The 17,890-nt window shown below is 39.7% G+C and carries 16 protein-coding genes and 1 tRNA gene; 7 read left to right on the top strand and 10 right to left on the bottom strand.

From position 1 onward, the window contains the following. Positions 1–232: 232 nt before the first annotated feature. From lepB to NZ519_00755, 5 genes are all read left to right on the top strand, one after another. Positions 233–1,834 (top strand): signal peptidase I, encoded by a 1,602-nt coding sequence (gene lepB / locus NZ519_00775; protein MCS7027272.1) that lies wholly within the window; start codon positions 233–235, stop codon positions 1,832–1,834. 57 nt (positions 1,835–1,891) lie between these two features. Further along, positions 1,892–1,965: transfer RNA gene (locus NZ519_00770), tRNA-His, on the top strand. A gap of 99 nt (positions 1,966–2,064) precedes the next feature. Further along, positions 2,065–2,439, top strand: a complete 375-nt coding sequence (gene crcB, locus NZ519_00765) for a fluoride efflux transporter CrcB (protein ID MCS7027271.1) — start codon at positions 2,065–2,067, stop codon at positions 2,437–2,439. Between the two features lie 101 nt (positions 2,440–2,540). Next, positions 2,541–3,080, top strand: a complete 540-nt coding sequence (locus tag NZ519_00760) for a hypothetical protein (GenBank protein MCS7027270.1) — start codon at positions 2,541–2,543, stop codon at positions 3,078–3,080. Positions 3,081–3,164: 84 nt separating this feature from the next. Next, positions 3,165–3,512 carry a carboxypeptidase-like regulatory domain-containing protein gene (locus NZ519_00755; protein MCS7027269.1) on the top strand — a complete coding sequence of 116 codons (348 nt, stop codon included), beginning with the start codon at positions 3,165–3,167 and terminating at the stop codon, positions 3,510–3,512. A gap of 254 nt (positions 3,513–3,766) precedes the next feature. On the opposite strand, the gene NZ519_00750 is transcribed toward NZ519_00755, so the two are convergent. From NZ519_00750 to NZ519_00730, 5 genes are all read right to left on the bottom strand, one after another. After that, positions 3,767–3,937, bottom strand: a complete 171-nt coding sequence (locus NZ519_00750) for a hypothetical protein (protein ID MCS7027268.1) — start codon at positions 3,935–3,937, stop codon at positions 3,767–3,769. 51 nt (positions 3,938–3,988) lie between these two features. Then, a complete protein-coding gene (gene purF / locus NZ519_00745) occupies positions 3,989–5,410 on the bottom strand; it encodes an amidophosphoribosyltransferase (GenBank protein ID MCS7027267.1) in 1,422 nt (473 codons plus the stop codon). 358 nt (positions 5,411–5,768) lie between these two features. Further along, positions 5,769–8,960, bottom strand: a complete 3,192-nt coding sequence (locus tag NZ519_00740) for a PKD domain-containing protein (protein ID MCS7027266.1) — start codon at positions 8,958–8,960, stop codon at positions 5,769–5,771. After that, positions 8,878–9,219, bottom strand: a complete 342-nt coding sequence (locus NZ519_00735; GenBank protein MCS7027265.1) for a hypothetical protein — start codon at positions 9,217–9,219, stop codon at positions 8,878–8,880. Before NZ519_00735 ends, NZ519_00740 begins: the two co-directional genes overlap by 83 nt. Before the next feature lie 172 nt (positions 9,220–9,391). Beyond that, entirely contained in the window at positions 9,392–10,654 is a 1,263-nt protein-coding gene (locus NZ519_00730; GenBank protein MCS7027264.1) for a CapA family protein, read from the bottom strand. On the opposite strand from NZ519_00730, the gene NZ519_00725 reads away from it, so the two are divergent. Together NZ519_00725 and NZ519_00720 are read left to right on the top strand one after the other, a co-directional pair. After that, complete coding sequence (locus NZ519_00725) at positions 10,639–10,971, top strand: hypothetical protein (GenBank protein MCS7027263.1); 333 nt, start codon at positions 10,639–10,641, stop codon at positions 10,969–10,971. The two genes, NZ519_00730 and NZ519_00725, sit on opposite strands and share 16 nt — an antisense overlap. Before the next feature lie 129 nt (positions 10,972–11,100). Beyond that, a complete protein-coding gene (locus NZ519_00720) occupies positions 11,101–12,774 on the top strand; it encodes a T9SS type A sorting domain-containing protein (protein ID MCS7027262.1) in 1,674 nt (557 codons plus the stop codon). A gap of 96 nt (positions 12,775–12,870) precedes the next feature. On the opposite strand, the gene NZ519_00715 is transcribed toward NZ519_00720, so the two are convergent. The 5 genes from NZ519_00715 to prpB form a co-directional block, all read right to left on the bottom strand. Then, positions 12,871–13,872, bottom strand: a complete 1,002-nt coding sequence (locus tag NZ519_00715; GenBank protein ID MCS7027261.1) for a DUF4350 domain-containing protein — start codon at positions 13,870–13,872, stop codon at positions 12,871–12,873. Positions 13,873–13,976: 104 nt separating this feature from the next. Beyond that, positions 13,977–14,348 carry a hypothetical protein gene (locus tag NZ519_00710; protein MCS7027260.1) on the bottom strand — a complete coding sequence of 124 codons (372 nt, stop codon included), beginning with the start codon at positions 14,346–14,348 and terminating at the stop codon, positions 13,977–13,979. A gap of 4 nt (positions 14,349–14,352) precedes the next feature. Further along, positions 14,353–15,804, bottom strand: coding sequence for a bifunctional 2-methylcitrate dehydratase/aconitate hydratase (locus NZ519_00705; protein ID MCS7027259.1), 1,452 nt, complete (start codon positions 15,802–15,804; stop codon positions 14,353–14,355). An 11-nt stretch (positions 15,805–15,815) separates the two neighbouring features. Beyond that, a complete protein-coding gene (gene prpC / locus NZ519_00700; protein ID MCS7027258.1) occupies positions 15,816–16,967 on the bottom strand; it encodes a 2-methylcitrate synthase in 1,152 nt (383 codons plus the stop codon). Positions 16,968–16,979: 12 nt separating this feature from the next. Beyond that, positions 16,980–17,867 (bottom strand): methylisocitrate lyase, encoded by an 888-nt coding sequence (gene prpB, locus NZ519_00695; GenBank protein ID MCS7027257.1) that lies wholly within the window; start codon positions 17,865–17,867, stop codon positions 16,980–16,982. Positions 17,868–17,890: the final 23 nt, after the last annotated feature.

Raw genomic sequence — 17,890 nt, 5'->3', positions numbered from 1 at the left:
GTGTGGGGCATGAAGCATGCCCGCATGGGCAGTCCGACGCGTAGCGAAGTACCGATGCGTAGCGTTGTGCGGAATGCCCCGACCCTTGCGTCAGCAAGGGGCACGCCCAAAAAAAGAAACTTATCTTTCTAAAATTATCTTTTAAGGTTATTTTTTGCCACATGAGGTTTGAAAAAGTCTAAACTGTTGCACTTTGTAAACTATTTTTATTTTTGCAGTACAAAACCAAAACATGAATCTTTTTATCCTTATCAACCTTATTTTTTATTGCCTAACTGTTGCAGGTCTGTATGTATTGTTTGAAAAAGCTAGAAAACAAAAACCTGAACTACATAGCAAAGTAAGAGGTTGGCACGCACTTATTCCAGGCTACGGCTGGTGGGTATGGCTTAAAATTATTGGCAGACCTTGGTGGTGGCTTCTCTTTGTTCCCCTACCTGCCTTTAACATCATGGTTTTTGGGGGAATGCTGTTAGAACTTACTCAATGTTATAGAAAAAAACATGAAGTTAAATATGTTACCGAGCAAGTTAAAGGTACTTACGTAAGGCGCGAAGTAGCGCCCCGCAGTTCGGTTTGGGAACAGTTGCTCATTGTCGTTTTTCCTTATATCTATGTTCCCTACTTGGCTTTTAGACCTGAATACAAGTACATTGGTCCTTCGGGCAAAATGGCTAAAGAAAAAAAATCCCGTTTAAGAGAATGGGCTGATGCTATCATCTTTGCAGGATTAGTAGCTATTCTGATACGTTCATTTTTGTTTGAAGCTTTTACGATTCCTACTTCTTCTATGGAAAAATCCTTACTTATAGGGGACTATCTTTTTGTGAGTAAGTTCCACTACGGAGCGCGCATCCCCATGACGCCGTTAGCTATTCCTTTTGCGCATCAAGAATTTCTTGGGATGAAAGCCTATTCCGATGCTGTTTCTTTACCTTACTCTCGTCTTCCTGCTTTGCAAAAAATAAAAAATAATGACGTAGTAGTGTTTAACTATCCTGGTAATATGTTTTCGCCCCAAGATCCTGAATTCTCCCGCCCAATAGATAAAAAAACTAACTATATCAAGCGATGCGTAGGTATTCCTGGGGATAGTCTAAAAATAGTTAATGGACAGGTGTTTATTAACAATAAACCTCTTCCTTTTGCGAAAAATGGACAACATGCCTACTTGGTAAAGACCAAAAATGTGCCTCTTTCACAACCTACTGATATGAAGGATATCAACGGTCAAACTATTTACGAACCTGATGAAAGTTTATTAGAAATTGGAATTACGGAGTGCTATCCTGGGGATAGCAGTACTTACCTTATACACACTTCCGAAGAAAAAGCTTCTATTCTTAAAACTTGGGCAATAGTTAGTGAAGTTAGAAAATTGATACAGCCTGCGGGTTTAGTTGATCCGCAAAGACCTTTGTTTCCAGGTAATAGTAAGCTCTTCCCTTGGAATATTGATAACTTCGGACCTCTGTATATTCCCAAAAAAGGAGCAACTATTGAAATGAATGAGCAAACTTTTGCCATGTACGGCAAAACGATTGAGTTATTTGAAAACGTAGGTAAGCTCACTTTTGAAAATAATACGGTCAAGCTAAATGGCATGCCCATAAAAACATATACTTTCAAATATGACTATTACTTCATGATGGGCGATAACCGTTGTAATTCATTAGATAGCAGATTTTGGGGCTTTGTCCCTGAAACTCACATTGTAGGTAAAGCTTGGATGATTTTCTTTTCGCTTAAAAATAGAGAGCATTCTATTCATAAAGGTTTTTTGAGTCGTGTGCGGTGGGGAAGACTATTTAATTTTGTTGCATACATAAAATAACACAATTTTATTTGCATTTTCAGAAATAGTACTTAAATTTGCAATCCGTTTTTTATGGAGATTATAGCTCAGTTGGTTAGAGCGTCAGATTGTGGCTCTGAAGGTCGCGGGTTCGAATCCCGCTAATCTCCCAAAATCAAACTAAGATTGCTATTCTTTCAAAATCAGCACATCAAAAAGTTTGTATCTCTTTTTAGACTTTTAGATAGAAAAAGCTAGATTTTGTTTGTATGCTCAAAAATGTGCTCTTGGTATTTTTAGGGGGAGGTGTAGGTAGTGCTGTACGTTATCTCATCCATGTATTTGTACATAGCAGCTTTGTGTCATTCTTTCCTGTATGGACTTTTTTAGCCAATCTTATAGCCAGCTTTTTAGTAGGTATATGGATAGAAAAAGTTAATGTGCAAACTTTGTCTGTGGAATACAGGTACTTGCTCATTACAGGTTTTTGCGGTGGGCTAAGTACTTTCTCTACTTTTAGCTATGAAAACGTTCATTTTTTGACAGAAAAACAAATTTTGCTAAGTGCGTTGTACACCTTGTTAAGTGTAGTGTTCTGTTTTACAAGTACCTTATTAGGCACGTGGATTGCAGAAAGAATATAGCCAATAGCCAAAAGCAATAAAAAATGAAAATTGATGTTAAGAAAATGTCATTTTTTTAGAATTACCTTGACTTGCGCTCAATTTATTTTTAGCTTTGGGCTATGAAAAGCACTGTTGTAACAGTATTTATTGTAGTTTTTTATGTTCTAAAAGCTCAAATACCTTATCAGACTTACACGGGACCTGCTATTACTTATCAAGTTACTCCCATAGATAAGCTTAATCAAATGCAGGTCAATAAAATTAGGTACGACATGAACGCCAACCTTGAAGAGGTAATCTGTCCGGATAGTGGTTTTAATAAAGACAACTGCTTTGTAGCTACCTATGAAGCTTCTGATAGAAAAAAAGTTCAAGCTAAGCTTCAGGGGTATATGGCAGGTTTTGGGTTGCGGCAATACTATGGGGATTATGCTCGCATGCGATACAAAGATGTCAAAATACCTAAGCTTAAAATCAATGAACCTGTTACGATAGTTTTTGATTTGGAAGATCAAGGCAACGGAAAGGTAAAAGTTTTTGTCAACTTCAAATTTGCTGATGGCAAACAAATTAGTAGTAAAACACATCCTGATATAAGTTTTGAAATACGCAGATGGCTTTTACATAGTCAAGGAAAGTATAAGGAAGAAAAATTTTAATTCACAGTATAATTATTGCTGAAATTTTGTATATTTGTGCATCAAGTTCCTGAATAAGGTTTTAGTTCTTAACTAACTACGCTTATGCATAAAATATATTTTGTACTGCTTTTTTCAACAATCATTTTGCTTTTAGGGCTAAGCAGCAGCCAGGCCCAAAGCGCAATTCGTGGCACAGTAGTAGAGTACGAAACTAATGAACCTATTGCAGGTGCAAAAGTCTATATCCCAGGAACGCCCTTTTCTTCTATAACGGATAATGAAGGTAAGTATGAAATTCAGGATATTCCGCCTGGAGATTATGAACTTGTGGTTACTAAGCAGGGCTACCTCGATAAGAAAACACCCACTCAAAAAGTAAGAAAAGATGTGGACATTGCTTTGAATATTGAAATTGAAAAAAAAAATAGTACAGGAGTGGCAGGAAAGTAAAGAAAATAATACCTATTACTTTCAAAATTTTAGAGTATAGAGAAGTACATAAATTATTCAGAAAAGCACTACAAATTTGCATAATCTGACTGCAAATCCTGCTGCGTTTTTTGCTTGAACTGCACTCAAACAACCAAATAGTTTGTTAACAAAAGTTACCTATTTTAGACAAAAACATTTGAACAACTTTAAGACCTTTGTATCTTTATTTGAATAACAGAATTACCTTGAAATAGCTGCACAGAAAATCTTCTTTAATCATTCAAAGCAAGATACCATATTGTTGATTTGTAGCTCTGAAAAATTAGTTTCTCTTTTTTGGGCATGCCCCTTGCTACACAAAGGTCAGGGCATTCCGCATGTAGCCCGTAGCATGCCGACCTTGCCCCCATGAGTGTAGCGAAACGCGGGCAAAAGCACGCCAAAAAAATTAAAAATTATCCTTCTTTCATCGTCTTTACAAAATTAACATATTGTCAATCATAATGCACAGGATAAGGATGCTTCCCCGTAAAGCAAGCTGAACAATAGCTTTCATTAACATTATAGACCTCTCCTACAGCTTTGAATAGCCCCTCTTTGGACAAATACGCTAAACTATCTACACCTAAAAAGGCACGTATTTTTTCTACATCCCCATGCATTTGGTAAGCAATTAACTCTGTTTTTTTTGGAAAATCCATGCCATAATAACAAGCATCGATAATCGGCGGAGAAGTAATTCTAAAATGAACTTCTCTTGCCCCCGCATGGCGTATCATATTTACAAGAGTGCGAGAGGTATTGCCACGTACAATAGAATCATCTACAAGCACTACAATTTTATTTTTAATAATTTCCTTGACAGGATTGAACTTGAGTTTTAATCTATCCACTCGCATATCTTGGTGGGGCATAATGAACGTCCTACCAATGTAATGGTTGCGTATCAAAGCTAATTCTAACCTGCACTTGTAGCCCAGTTTCTGACATTCATGCACGTATTCTACCGTAGCTATATTGCTTGAATCAGGGACGTTTGTAACAATTACTTCCTCATCTGCTTGTGGAACAGGTGCTTCATGGGCAAGAATTTTTCCAAATTTTCGGCGTATGCTATCCACAGATTGCCTAAAAATAACACTATCAGGGCGAGCAAAATAAATATACTCAAAAATACAACGTGCTAACTGCTTATCCTGCTTAAAGGTGTGTACAAAATAACCTTTTTGGGAAACTTCGTGAATCTGCCCAGGTTCTACCTCTGCAACAAAATCTGCAGAAATAAGGTCTAAGGCACAGGTTTCACTTGCAAAACAGTAACTTTGTCCTACTTTACCTACACATAAAGGTCTGAAGCCTTTGCTATCTCTTACCGCAATCAGACTTTCATTTGTCATGATAAGCAATGAAAAAGCCCCTTCTAAATGAACTAGTGCTTTTTTAAGTGCTTCAATCAAGTCAGTTTCGTGAGTTTCATTAAGAAGGTGAATAATTACTTCGGTATCTGAATTTGAGTCAAAAACATATCCTCTGTCTTCTAAATGTTTGCGAAGTATAGCGGCGTTAGAAATATTCCCATTATGAGCTATGGCTATGGTTCTACCCTTGAAATCCCCAATTAAGGGTTGGATGTTACATTTGTTGTCTGATTCCCCTGCCGTAGAATAGCGGTTATGTCCAATGGCAATATTTCCCCTGAGGACTTGAGTAAAAAGTGCATCTTGTTCAAAAACTTTGGTTACCAACCCTAACTCTCTATGATGATAAAACATTTGTTTACCTATTTGAGCGGTTACAATTCCTGCGGCTTCCTGCCCTCTGTGCTGTAATGCATATAAGCCATAGTACACGTACCTTGCCGCAAGAGGATTGTTAAAAATGCCGAATATTCCACAATGTTCCTTAATTGCCTTCATAAAGGAGAGTACAAAGCTATGAAAATGTACCTTAATCTAATACAGGTTTTAATAATTTGATTTTTATTTGGGCGTGCCCCTAGCTGCGCAAGGATCGGGGTATTTCGCCCGTAGCCTACAACACGCCTATCTTGTAGATATGATTGCAGCGAAATGCCTACAAAACACATCCTAAAAGTTAAACTATTTAAAAATTTTTAACACTAATTTTTTTTTGTTTGTTGCGTCAGTGATTATGCTCTACCCACACAATTTTCTCTTTATACGTTGAACTTGCTCAAACACAAAGTAGCTGAAAAAATAAAAAGCTGCAGCATTTTATTCCGCAGCTTGAAGAGAACAAAACAAGGCTAAAACTTTATCGCATAACCGTTATATTCCCCTTTTTGTTGTAGTTTGTACCAAATCTACCTTCTGCAATAACAACATAGTAATATACACCATCTTGCTCTTTGATAGGATCCCACACTTGGCTGGGATCATTACTTTCATAAACTTTATTGCCCCAACGATTATATATTTCTATGTGGTAGCTTTTGAGTTGTTTATACTTAACTTTGAAAACATCATTTTTGCCATCATTATTTGGAGTAACTATATTGGGTATCCACAAACTGTCTGTATCAATAACTCGCATTTGGAATACAAAAGTATCACGGCAGCCGTTTGCATTAGTAAGCACTAACTGCACAGGATAAAGCCCTGCATCTATGTAAATATGAGAGGGATTTTCTTCATTTGAAGAACCTGTGTTATCTCCAAATGTCCATACGAAGGTATTAGGTAGAACAGGGCTAGTGTAAATAGGAGTGAAATTTACAGTTTGGAAAGGTGTAGCCTCGGCAGAATCAGGTACAGCTACAATATCGTGTATTTTAGGTTTAGGTATTGCAGTTACTCGTAAGGAGTCCCTATAAGTACAAGTTTTACCACCGTAAGAAGTAGAAGCCTCTAAATACACGGTGTATGTACCAGGGCTGTTATACACATAAGTAGGACTTTTTACAGTAGATGTTCCTCCATCTCCAAAAGTCCAGTAATAAGAAATAGCTTGTCCATTATTGTTCATTGTAGTCAAATTTTTGAAGCGAATAGGTTCACCTACGCAGAACACTGTGTCTGTGGCAGAGAAATCAGGGTTGGGTTTTTCTAGAACTCTTACTTTTCGGTAAATTGTTTTTGTACAACTATTGACTGAACCATAAGCTGTAAAGCCAATTGTGTATACACCTGGGGTAGTAAATACGCGTACAGGGTTAGGTACATTATACAAAGGAGTACTTATTCCTGTTTCTGAAAAGTCCCAAGCATAATTTCCTGTGTTTGTAGTATTAAATTGGACGCTTTCACCTATGCAGACTACTGTATCACTCAAAGATACATTAGCTTCGGGCAAAGGAAGTACTGTAATAATTTTGGTTTCAATGTCTGCGCAGCTAAGTTCGTTCAGAGCTGTTAAGCGTATCATGTATTGACCTGGTCCAGGGAATGTTACTGAAAAGCTGGCTTCTGTGGTATCGGTCCGTGTTGGAAGAACCTGCAAAGAGGTAGTATTATCAAAGAATCGCCATTCGTAGGTATCTGCATGTACAGAATTATTACCAATGAATACAGGACTACCCTCGCAGACTGTGTCTTTCTGAACAGCAATATTAGCGTCGACAGGGGGAAGTACAGTAACAAATTGGCTAACTGTTGCTACACAGCCTGCGTCATTCTTTACAGTATAATTTAACACATACGTACCTGGCGAAGCATATATGTGAGTTACAGAAGATACACCATTCAGATAACTAAAAGTAGTATCGGGTGAGCCATCACCAAAGCTAAGTGTATATTCCCAGCCTGGTTTATACGAGCTAGCAGGTACCGCATACGTTATTGAGCCGCCCGTACATACCTTCGGAGGATTTACAGTACTCAATATAGGTTCTGGGATAAATTCTACTATATTTACCGTTACTTTTACTTGTGAACACACTTGCCCTGTGGGACCATCTTGTACTCTTATAATTACTTCGTAAGTTCCTACCGAAGGAAAAACATGGGAAATAGTGGGGCTACTACTTGGGGTAGAGAAGGTTAGACCATCATCAAAACTCCAGGAGTAATAAGGGGTAAGACTACCACCTGTACCTACTGCTTGTAAAACTGTTACTCCACCTGCACATCCCCCACTGGCAAAAATGGCTGTAATCGGATTAGGTTGTACATTAATCCTGTAAGGTACTGTAAATTTGAAGGGTATAGAACCAATAGATGAACAGTATTCTACTGAAATGTAGATAACCTTAGAACCTACATCACCTTGTTTGGGTGTCCAAGATATCAAACATCCTGCTTTGTAGGGGGGTGAAGTTGCTACTAGTCCTTGATTATGAACATAACTGCCTGGATATGTTGCACTAATCGTTGCACAAGCCCGATTAAGTAGAGGATTAGCACAGTAAGCATTAGAGGGATTAACAGGTACATCAAAGAAATCACCTGCTAACTTGAATATCAAACTTGTTCCTAAAGGAAGAGAACCAGAAGCTTCAACATCAATTTGCAGTTGCATGAGCTCACAGGTAGAAACTGTTGTTTCTTGAACAGGCAAAGGGGTACAAGATACTGTTACGGGAATATTGGTTACAGTGCTACCTCTTGTAACCGTAATAGTAGGAGGAGAACCTCCAGAACCTGGACAGTTAGTTACAAATAATTGAATATCCCTACGAACTGTAGATAAATGGACTCTACCAATTACAGGTAAGGTTCTGTACTCTCTTACCTCAACTGCAAAAATGTATCTTCCCACTTGACTAGGAATGAAAGAAAGAGAACCATTAAGAGAGTCTACAGCTACCCCGCAAGGAGCTAATGAACTAGCAATAGGTACTGCTTGGGTATATGGAGTACTATAAACACAGCTGCTAGGGGTACCATTGCAAGGACTAGGCGGATTTTCCCATGGGGTAACAAGGTAGTACCGTAGCTCATCGCCATCAGGGTCAAATGCAGTATTGTTATAGACGAAGGGTTGGCTTAAACAAGCAAAACCTGTTTGATTGGCTAAAAAGGTGGGGCTGTTATTATTGCATCCTCCCATAACATGGTAATAAATCCGTGTGTCAATGTAAAAGCCTGAACAGGAGCTATTTGTCAAAATATTTCTGCAGCAAGTGTTATAGCTTAGTACAATTGGGTTAGTTAAAGAAGGGGTACCTGTAACTGTAAAGTTACCTTTTAGTACAGCTTTCGAATAGCCCACTGTAGCTGTTCCACCTACACACAAGGAAGAACCTCCACAAAGTGGAGTAATATCCTCGAAGCCCTCTGAGTCGCCAGGGGTTCCAATTGGGCGAGGTACAACGGTTAAGTTAATACTACTAGGAGTAGCAGGACCACACACTTGTACGGTATGAAAAGTCCCAAGAGGAATGCCTGAGCAATCCCGATATAGGGTAAGATATACTTCATAATTGTTACCGCTGATGCACACAAAGGTAATTTCTCCACCAGAGAGGTGAGAAGCAAAAATCTGCTTTTGTATGCCGCACGATGACAAAATAAGAACAATAGCAAGTAAAGATTGGCGTATGGTATTCATTTGGAATCTGCTTTTTCGCAAAGTTACAAATTGTTGATAAAAATCCAAAGCGTTGAAAAACGTCGGTAATTAAAATTATGTAGAATTTTAGTTTTTTGGGCGTGCCCTTGCCCAATGCTCGCTGCGCTCGCTTGGGCAAGGTCGGCGTGCTACGGGCTACGCTATCGCTTCGGTGCTGCGCTTCGCTCCGCACCGTGCTGACGCACGCCCTTCGCATGCCTCACGCAAAAATACCTTCACTAAACCCAACTACTCAAAACTTGACCTGTATAAATACCTCAAAATGAGTATAAAATCAGCTCAAGTATATGCATTTTTTAGCTACATGCACTCTACCTCTTTGTGCAAAGTTTGAGTAACCAGTAGAAACCTAAACTACTCTTCAAACCTCAATATTCATCTAAATTTTGCTCTATAAAATCCAACTTGCGGTTATCTAAATGTTTTCGCGTATCGGATAAAAATTGCTTAATGTGGCGTTTATCATAGTCTGTCAAGCGCAGGTTTTTGCTGTCAAATTCATATTTAGCACAAGGTAAAACTTGAAAATTTGCACCTGCTAGTCCTTGATTTTCTTGCCATACCCAAACGGGAATGTATCTCAATTTTTGAAAAGAAATAGTGCCACTTTCTTTGTGTTTCAGTATTTCAAAGGTAAATATAATTCCGCCTTCTGTGTATCGCCATCGGGGCGTTTCCCCACGCATGTTTGAAATAAAATTCCCTAACGAGTAAATGACGTAGCAAGTTTTCTTTTTACCTTGATAAACTACTTCCTGCTTTTCTAGGGGCTGTAACACATGAGGATGTGAACCTAAAATAATATCCACTCCGTTTCTAAAAGCAAAGTTGGCTATCTTTTTTTGAAAGGCATTTGGAAAAAGTTGGTACTCTTCGCCCCAATGAATAGCTAAAATTATAGCATCAGGTTTAGACAATTTGGCTTTTTCAAGGTCTTCCAGCATCTGAACAGTATCTATTAAGTTAGTTTTTACGGGAGGAGTTATAGGCATACCGTTAGTTCCGTAGGTACAATTGAGTATCGCAATTGTAAAGTTACCTTTTTGCCAAATAAAAGGATAGTTTTTATCCCTATCTTCTTGATTGTAAAAAGTACCTGTGGTGGCAAGGTGGTTTCGTTCCAAAGCGCGCTTTGTGTAAATAAGTCCCTTAGGACCTCTATCTAAACAATGGTTATTAGCTGTAACGATAAAATTAAAGTTAGCTTCCTTCAAAAAATAAGCAATTGTATCAGGGCTGGCAAATTGAGGATAACCTGAAAAAGGTGGAGTTGGGCTTAAGGTAGTTTCTAAGTTACCTATTACCAAATCGTACTTTTTGAATATAGGCTTGACATGTCTAAAAGAAGGTTCAAAGTTGTATTTGCCTGTGTTACCTATTTGTGCAGTTTGGTACTGTGCCTCATGGAACATAATGTCCCCTACGCTGGCTACTTTTAAGGTGTCGTATTGTCCAAAAACAAGCTTAAAGCCACAAAATAACAAATAGATTACAACAATAATTTTTGTTTTCATAGAACACAAAGTTAAATCAAAATTAGAATTAGCAAGAAAGTGGGTTGAGTGTGCTTTTAGTTTAGTTTGATGGTTTATTTTATTTTTTTGGGCGTGCCCTTGTGGGCAAAAGCCCACAAGGTCGGCGTGCTACGGGCTACGCTATCGCTTCGGTGCTGCGCTTCGCTCCGCACTGGGCTAACGCCCACCCTTCGCATGCCTCACGCAAGGGATCTCTGAAACCATCGTTTCTCTGTTTCTTATGCAAGGTTTTAGTTTGTAAGAGATTGTATTTTAAGCATAAACAAGGTAGAGACATAATTGCAAAGGTTGTTCGCGTGAGGGGCATGGAGCATGCCCGTAAGGGCAGTACGAAGCGCAGCGAAGTACCGAAGCGAAGCGCAGTGCGGAATGCCCCGACCCTTGCGTCAGCAAGGGGCACGCCCAAAAAATAAAAAGTTAATCTGATCAAAAACGCCTATTTGACAAAATAACATTTAGGTTACAATAAAATTATTCAATTCTAATAGTTTGTTCATGTTTGCTTAATACATGAGTGCTTGTTTTGTGCAAAATTCAAATCTATGAAAAAGCAAACGTTTATTTTGGCGTTCTTAGTAGGTATCACTTTGAGTGCATCCGCACAAAAGCCTACTAAACTGCTAAGCACATCAGGGAATATTACCAGTAACCGAACTTTGAGCAAGGATACTATCTACATCCTTGACCGACCTGTGTATGTACGCCCTGGTGCTACTTTGACTATTCCTGCGGGTACTATCATTAAAGGAAAAGTAAGCAGTGCAGGAATTGGCACACTCATAATTGACCGCGGGGCTAAGATCGACGCACAAGGCACAGCAACTGAACCTATTGTATTCACTTCGGCTTCTGCACCTGGTAGCCGTGCCACAGGAGATTGGGCAGGAATTATCATTGTAGGTAAAGCACCTATCAATAAATCTATCACAATTGAGGGAGGTAACTTCCAAGTAGATCATGACTTGAATCCATCCACACCTCCTAGCAATGACCCGCTTGTGCCAGGCACAGATCCTAACGATGATTCAGGAATTATGCGCTATGTACGTATAGAATATGCAGGTCACCCTATTGCACCCAACAGTGAAGTTAACTCACTTTCTTGCTATGGTGTAGGTAGAGGTACAAAGTTAGAATACATCCAATGCTCTTACGGCAACGACGATGACTTTGAATTTTTTGGAGGTACAGTAGATGCTAAATATTTAGTAGGCTATGCAGGTGTAGATGATAAAATTGACACAGACTTCGGCTATCAAGGTAGATTGCAGTTTGTTTATATTGTTTGCGACCCTGCTATAGCTGATGCCGCAGGAGATAGCAACGGATTAGAAAGCGATAATAATAATGTACCCGATTTTGCTACTCCACGTACTCAGCCTACTATTTCCAACATGACTATTGTAGGTCCGCTTGCTTTTTCAAGCTCATTTAATCCTAAATATGGACACGCTGCACGTATTCGTCGTAACTCCTTGTATTATGTGTATAACTCTATTTTTGCAGGCTATCCCTCTGAACTTCGTTTTGAACCTGCTTCTGTCCAAGCAGCACAAGCAGATAGTATTCACTTCCGTAACAACATCTTCGCAGGACATAAAAACACTGCTAACACTTGGCTGCCTAATAGTGGTTCTTTCTTACCTCGCGCTTGGATTAAAAATAGTGCGTTCAACAATGACACCTTAGTTACTATTGCCGAAGTAAAATTTGAAAACATTACTGACAATACTTCTCCATTAAACAACCCTATTGCTAGCTTAAAGGTAGGCTCTCCTGCATTAGGAACCGCTAGCTTTGCCCATACTCCCCTTTCTGATCCATTCTTTACTACTGTAAACTACAAAGGTGCGTTCCCTGCCACAGGTGGTCCGCTATGGACAGATGGCTGGACAGAATGGAATCCTCAAAGCAGACCTTATGATGGCGCTACTTCTATCAATGAAAGCGGATTTGCACAGTTTGAACTTTCTCAAAATATTCCTAATCCATTTAGCACTACTACAAACGTTGTATTTAACGTAGAAAAAAATACAAATTTAGTGTTCAACGTAGTAGATATGATGGGTAGGACAGTATATCAACATCAAGATAGCTATGCTCCTGGTACGCATACTCTCCAATTTGACGCTAGCCACCTACCTTCTGGTATCTACTATATGAACGTTACAGATGGATTAGGTACAAAAACGCTTAAAATGGTAGTTAGCAAATAAGTCAAAGCTACTTTCAAAAAAAGCCCTTCAAAAATAACTTGAAGGGCTTTTTGATTATTTACAACAGGATAGTTACCAAAAAACAACCTCAAATAGTTATTTAGCTAGCCATTCCGTAGCATTAAGAATGAGCGGAGCATGTCCTTGCATCTCTGTCCAACCTTTGTAGAGTTTGTCATTAGGATCGCCTGTGCCATCATCAGCAGGGGAACTATCTCCCAAAGCTACTACTTTACCTCGCCCATATAGGGCATACGCACAAAAAACCTCTTTTTCACCATTTAATTGACCTTTTCTACTGTAAATTATTCCTTTAACTGTTGGATTTACAGAAGGAAACAAGGTCAAAGAAGTGCCTCCACTGAACTTGACTTTTCTTACTTTTCCATGCACTCCATTGATGATGTTGTTGTCAGAGGTAAGAATGTTTTCGGTTGTTTCGTTGTAGTACTTTTGGTCGAACTGCATTCCAAAGGGATTAGTTTCCATTAAGTCATTCCATACACAAGGCGAATCGCATCCATCATTGTTGCGGTCAGATTTATGGTGGTCTGCTATCATGAACAATCCTCCGCCATCACGTACAAAAGCTAAAATGGCTTTTTTTTCGTCAGCAGTAAAAGGAATATTAGGTTCGCATACTACAAAGACTTTGTATTTACTCAAATCCTGCGGGTTATTTGGATCTTTGTAAGTGATTTTAGCATCGTAGGGTAAAGTTTCTACGCTATATCCTGCTTTGACTAAGCTAATTGCCCATGCAGATAGTGCCCCTTTCCAAATATCTTCAGGGTCTGAAGGGGTGATTTTATCTACGCTTGGGGTAGGATATCTTTGAGGATTGGCTTCTCCTTTTTTGCTGATCCCTATTTTGCCATTATCTAATGTGCCTAAATTATATTTATCTGCATCAATAACCCAATCTGCGTTACCTGCCATTTCTGCTTTTGTAGCATCAAATAATATCACGGCTTTGGCTTCTTTTTTATATTCTGGGCTATCTAAATGGTTGCTGTTGTTTTTTACTTTACTCTTACTTCCTCCGCAGGCAATACAAAAAATAGAAAATACTATGAAAAACAAAGACTTATTGTTCATACTCATCAACAAAAATACGGTAAAATCAAAAAGGAAGTATAAGCCCAATTAAAAGGGGAAGAAATTATGTTTTTTCAAATGAGAGTAATATCAAAAACGTAGGTCTAAAAAATGGTTTTAATTTTTTGGGCGTGCCCCTTGCTGCGCAAGGGTCGGGGCATTCCGCACTGCGCTTCGCTTCGGTGCTTCGCTAACGCTGCGCACTGCCTAACGGCATGCTCCATGCCCCTCACGCAAATGACCTGTGTCATTATGTCTTTACCTTGTTTAAGCTTGAAGTACAAGTACTTACAAGCTAAAACCTTGCATAACACACGGAGAAATGATGGTTTCAGAGATTTCTTGCGTGAGGCATGCGGAGGGTGGGCGTTAGCCCAGTGCGGAGCGAAGCGTAGCACCGAAGCGTTAGCGTAGCCCGAAGCACGCCGACCTTGCCCACACGAGCGCAAGCGAAGTGTGGGCAAGGGCACGCCCAAAAAATTAAATTACTAAAATATCCATAAATTCATGCACAGGAGTAGCCACTAACCTCTCATAATCCAACGCAAGGTCTAAAATAAGCTGCTGCTGTTTGTGCGGATAGCGCCTTGCTAAATTTGTCTTGAATTTTTTAAGCAATTCAGGAATCCCCTCTTCACGCCTGCGCTTGTGTCCAATCGGATATTCTACCACTACCTCATCCAATACCGTACCATCATTGAGTTCTACTGTAAGGGCATTGGCAATAGAGCGTTTGTCAGGGTCGTGGTAGTCTTTTGTAAATTGAGGGTCTTCTACGCAGGTAATTTTATCTCTCAAAATGTCAATTCTTGGGTCAGCGGCTACGTGGTCTTCATAGTCTTCGGAAGTTAGTCGCCCATAGAGTAAGGGAATGGCTACAATATACTGTATGCAATGGTCCCTGTCTGCGGGATTGTTTAATTTGCCTTTTTTATCAATGATGCGAATAGCAGCTTCATGCGTGCGGATAGTAATTTTTTTAATGTCCTCTGCGGTTTTGTTGAGAGATTTGAGTTTGTGGTGAATAACCATAGCTGCTTCGGCAGCAGTTTGTCCGTGAAATTCAGCAGGGAATGAGATTTTGAGCAGTACGTTCTCCATGACGTACGAACCAAAAGCACGTTGGAATTTGAAAGAATTGCCTTTAAATAGCACATCGTAAAAGCCCCAAGTTTTTGCCGTTAGCACAGAAGGATATCCCATTTCGCCTGTTTTAGCAATCAGAGCTAAGCGTACGGCGCGAGAAGTAGCATCGCCTGCTGCCCAAGACTTGCGGCTACCTGTATTAGGTGAATGGCGATAAGTACGCAAAGGATGCCCATCTACAAATACATGCGAAATAGCATTGATAAGTTCCTCTTGCGTTAGTCCTAGTAACTTACCTGCTACAGCCGTAGAAGCTAACTTGACTAATATAACGTGGTCTAATCCTACCCGGTTAAAAGCATTCTCCAGAGCAAACACACCTTGTATTTCATACGCACGTATCATGGCATCTAACACGTTTTTAATAACAAAAGGTTTTTTACCTTGGGCTACGGCTTCGCGTGATAACCAGTCTGCCACAGCTAAAATAGCACCCAGATTGTCTGAAGGATGTCCCCATTCAGCAGCTAACCAAGTGTCGTTGTAATCTAGCCAACGAATGATTGTGCCTATGTTAAAAGCAGCTTGTACAGGGTCTAATTGGAACTGCGTACCGAATACTCTTGCCCCATTTGGCACAATTGTACCTTTGACAATAGGTCCGAGTAATTTAGTACATTCGGGATAAGACAAAGCTTCTAAACCGCAACCAATAGAATCTAATAAACAATAGTGTGCGGTTTTCCAAGCTAAATCACTTTGAATTTGATAGTTGAGTACGTAGTTGGCTACGTCAACCAAAACCGCATCGGGTTGTGGTCTTTCGTTGGGAATGTATGCAGACATATTCAAAATAATTAACGTTGTTCAATACGAACGAAAGGTCTAGGTTCGGGACCAATATAGTTTGCGCTGGGGCGAATAATTTTGTTGTCTTGTCTTTGCTCAATAATGTGGGCTACCCAGCCTGTTAGTCTTGAAATAACAAAAACAGGCGTAAACATCAATTTAGGTATGCCCATGCGATGATATGATACCGCAGAAAACCAATCTAAGTTAGGGAACATTTTTTTCTCGTTCCACATTAGAGCTTCTAAGCGTTCAGCAATATTGTACAAAAGCATGTCTCCTGCTTCTTCGGACAGTTGTTTAGCTATTTTCTTAATGACTACATTTCGTGGGTCTCGTTCTGTGTAAACCGGATGCCCAAAACCTATGATAATTTCTTTATTAGCTAAACGTTTGCGGATATCTTCTTCTGCGGCTTCGGGTGAGGTATAGCGGCTTTGAATGTCAAAAGCAGCTTCATTAGCACCGCCGTGTTTGGGACCTTTAAGCGCGCCTATTGCTCCAGTTACTGCGGCATAGATATCGGAATTTGTACCTGCTATAACTCGTGCTGTAAATGTAGAAGCGTTAAATTCATGCTCTGCGTATAAAATCAAAGAAACATGCATGGCTTTTTCCCAAGATACAGAGGGTTTTTGACCATGAAGCAAGTGCAAAAAGTGCGCCCCTACGCTATTATCATCGGTTTCTACTTCAATTTCGCGCCCATTATGCGAAAAATGATACCAGTACAACAATGCGGAAGGTAAGCAAGCTAACAGTCTATCGGCAATTTCTCTTGTGCTTGAAAGATTATGGCTTTCAGGTTCAGGTTCTAACATGCCCAGTACAGATACCGCGGTACGCATCACATCCATAGGATGGGCAGATGCAGGAAGATGCTGTAAAATTTTTTTCAAAGTATAGGGCAAACCTCGTAAAGTACGCAAACGGTTTTTATAGTTTTTGTATTGAGCAAGTGTGGGCAGTTCTCCGTAAATGAGCAAATAAGCAATTTCCTCAAACTCGGCTTTTTCTGCCAATTCTAATATATCGTATCCGCGATAGTATAGGTCATTTCCTGTTTGTCCTACGGTACAGAGGGCAGTATTACCTGCGGCTATGCCTGATAAAGCTACACTTTTTTTAGGTTTGAAAGTTGTTTCGTTAAATGCTCCCATAGTTTTTATTGTTTATTTTTGTTTATACAGTTCGTCTAATTTTCTCTCATATTCGTAATAGCCTATACATTCATATAGCTCTTGGCGAGTTTGCATTTGGTCAAGTACGTTTTTTTGAGTACCTTCTTTGCGAATATGTTCGTATACTTTCTGAGCGGCTTTATTCGCTGCTCGAAAAGCAGAAAGTGGATAGAGAACTAATCCCACTCCTGCATTACGAAGCTCTTCTAATGTGTATAAAGGCGTCATCCCGAACTCTGTAATGTTGGCTAAAATGGGAATTTTTAAGGCTTTTGCGAAAGTAGTGTATAGCTCAATATTGGTAACGGCTTCTAAAAATAAAAAGTCTGCTCCTGCGTCTTGATAGGCAATAGCTCGTTCCAAAGTTTGCTCAACGGTTTCCGTAGCTAATGCATCAGTTCTTGCACCGATGACAAAGTATTCGTCGGTTCGGGCATCTACGGCGGCTTTTATTCTATCTACCATTTCTTCTTTGCTAACTACGGATTTACCTGGACGATGCCCGCATCGCTTAGCACCTGCTTGGTCTTCTATGTGTAGAGCTGCGGCACCGTATTTAATCAATGCCTTTACTGTGCGAGCAATGTTATATGCCGAGGGACCAAAACCTGTATCTACATCTACTAATAAGGGTGTATCGGTTACGTTAGTGATACGATCAATGTCTATCAAAACATCTTGCAAAGTGATAATCCCTAAGTCAGGTACGCCTAAGGACCCTGCGGATACGCCCCCGCCCGATAGATATATAGCTTTGAAGCCTACTTGCGTAGCTAATAAAGCGTGGTTAGCGTATATTGTGCCTACAATTTGAAGTGGTTTTTCTTCCTGCATAGCTTGGCGGAATCGCAAGCCTGCGGATTTAGTTTTTTCGGACATAGATTTACGTAAATCAATGGCAA

The organism is Bacteroidia bacterium (assembly GCA_025056095.1).
Lineage (GTDB): Bacteria > Bacteroidota > Bacteroidia > JANWVE01 > JANWVE01 > JANWVE01.
This window is presented reverse-complemented; position numbering and strand designations above follow the sequence as displayed.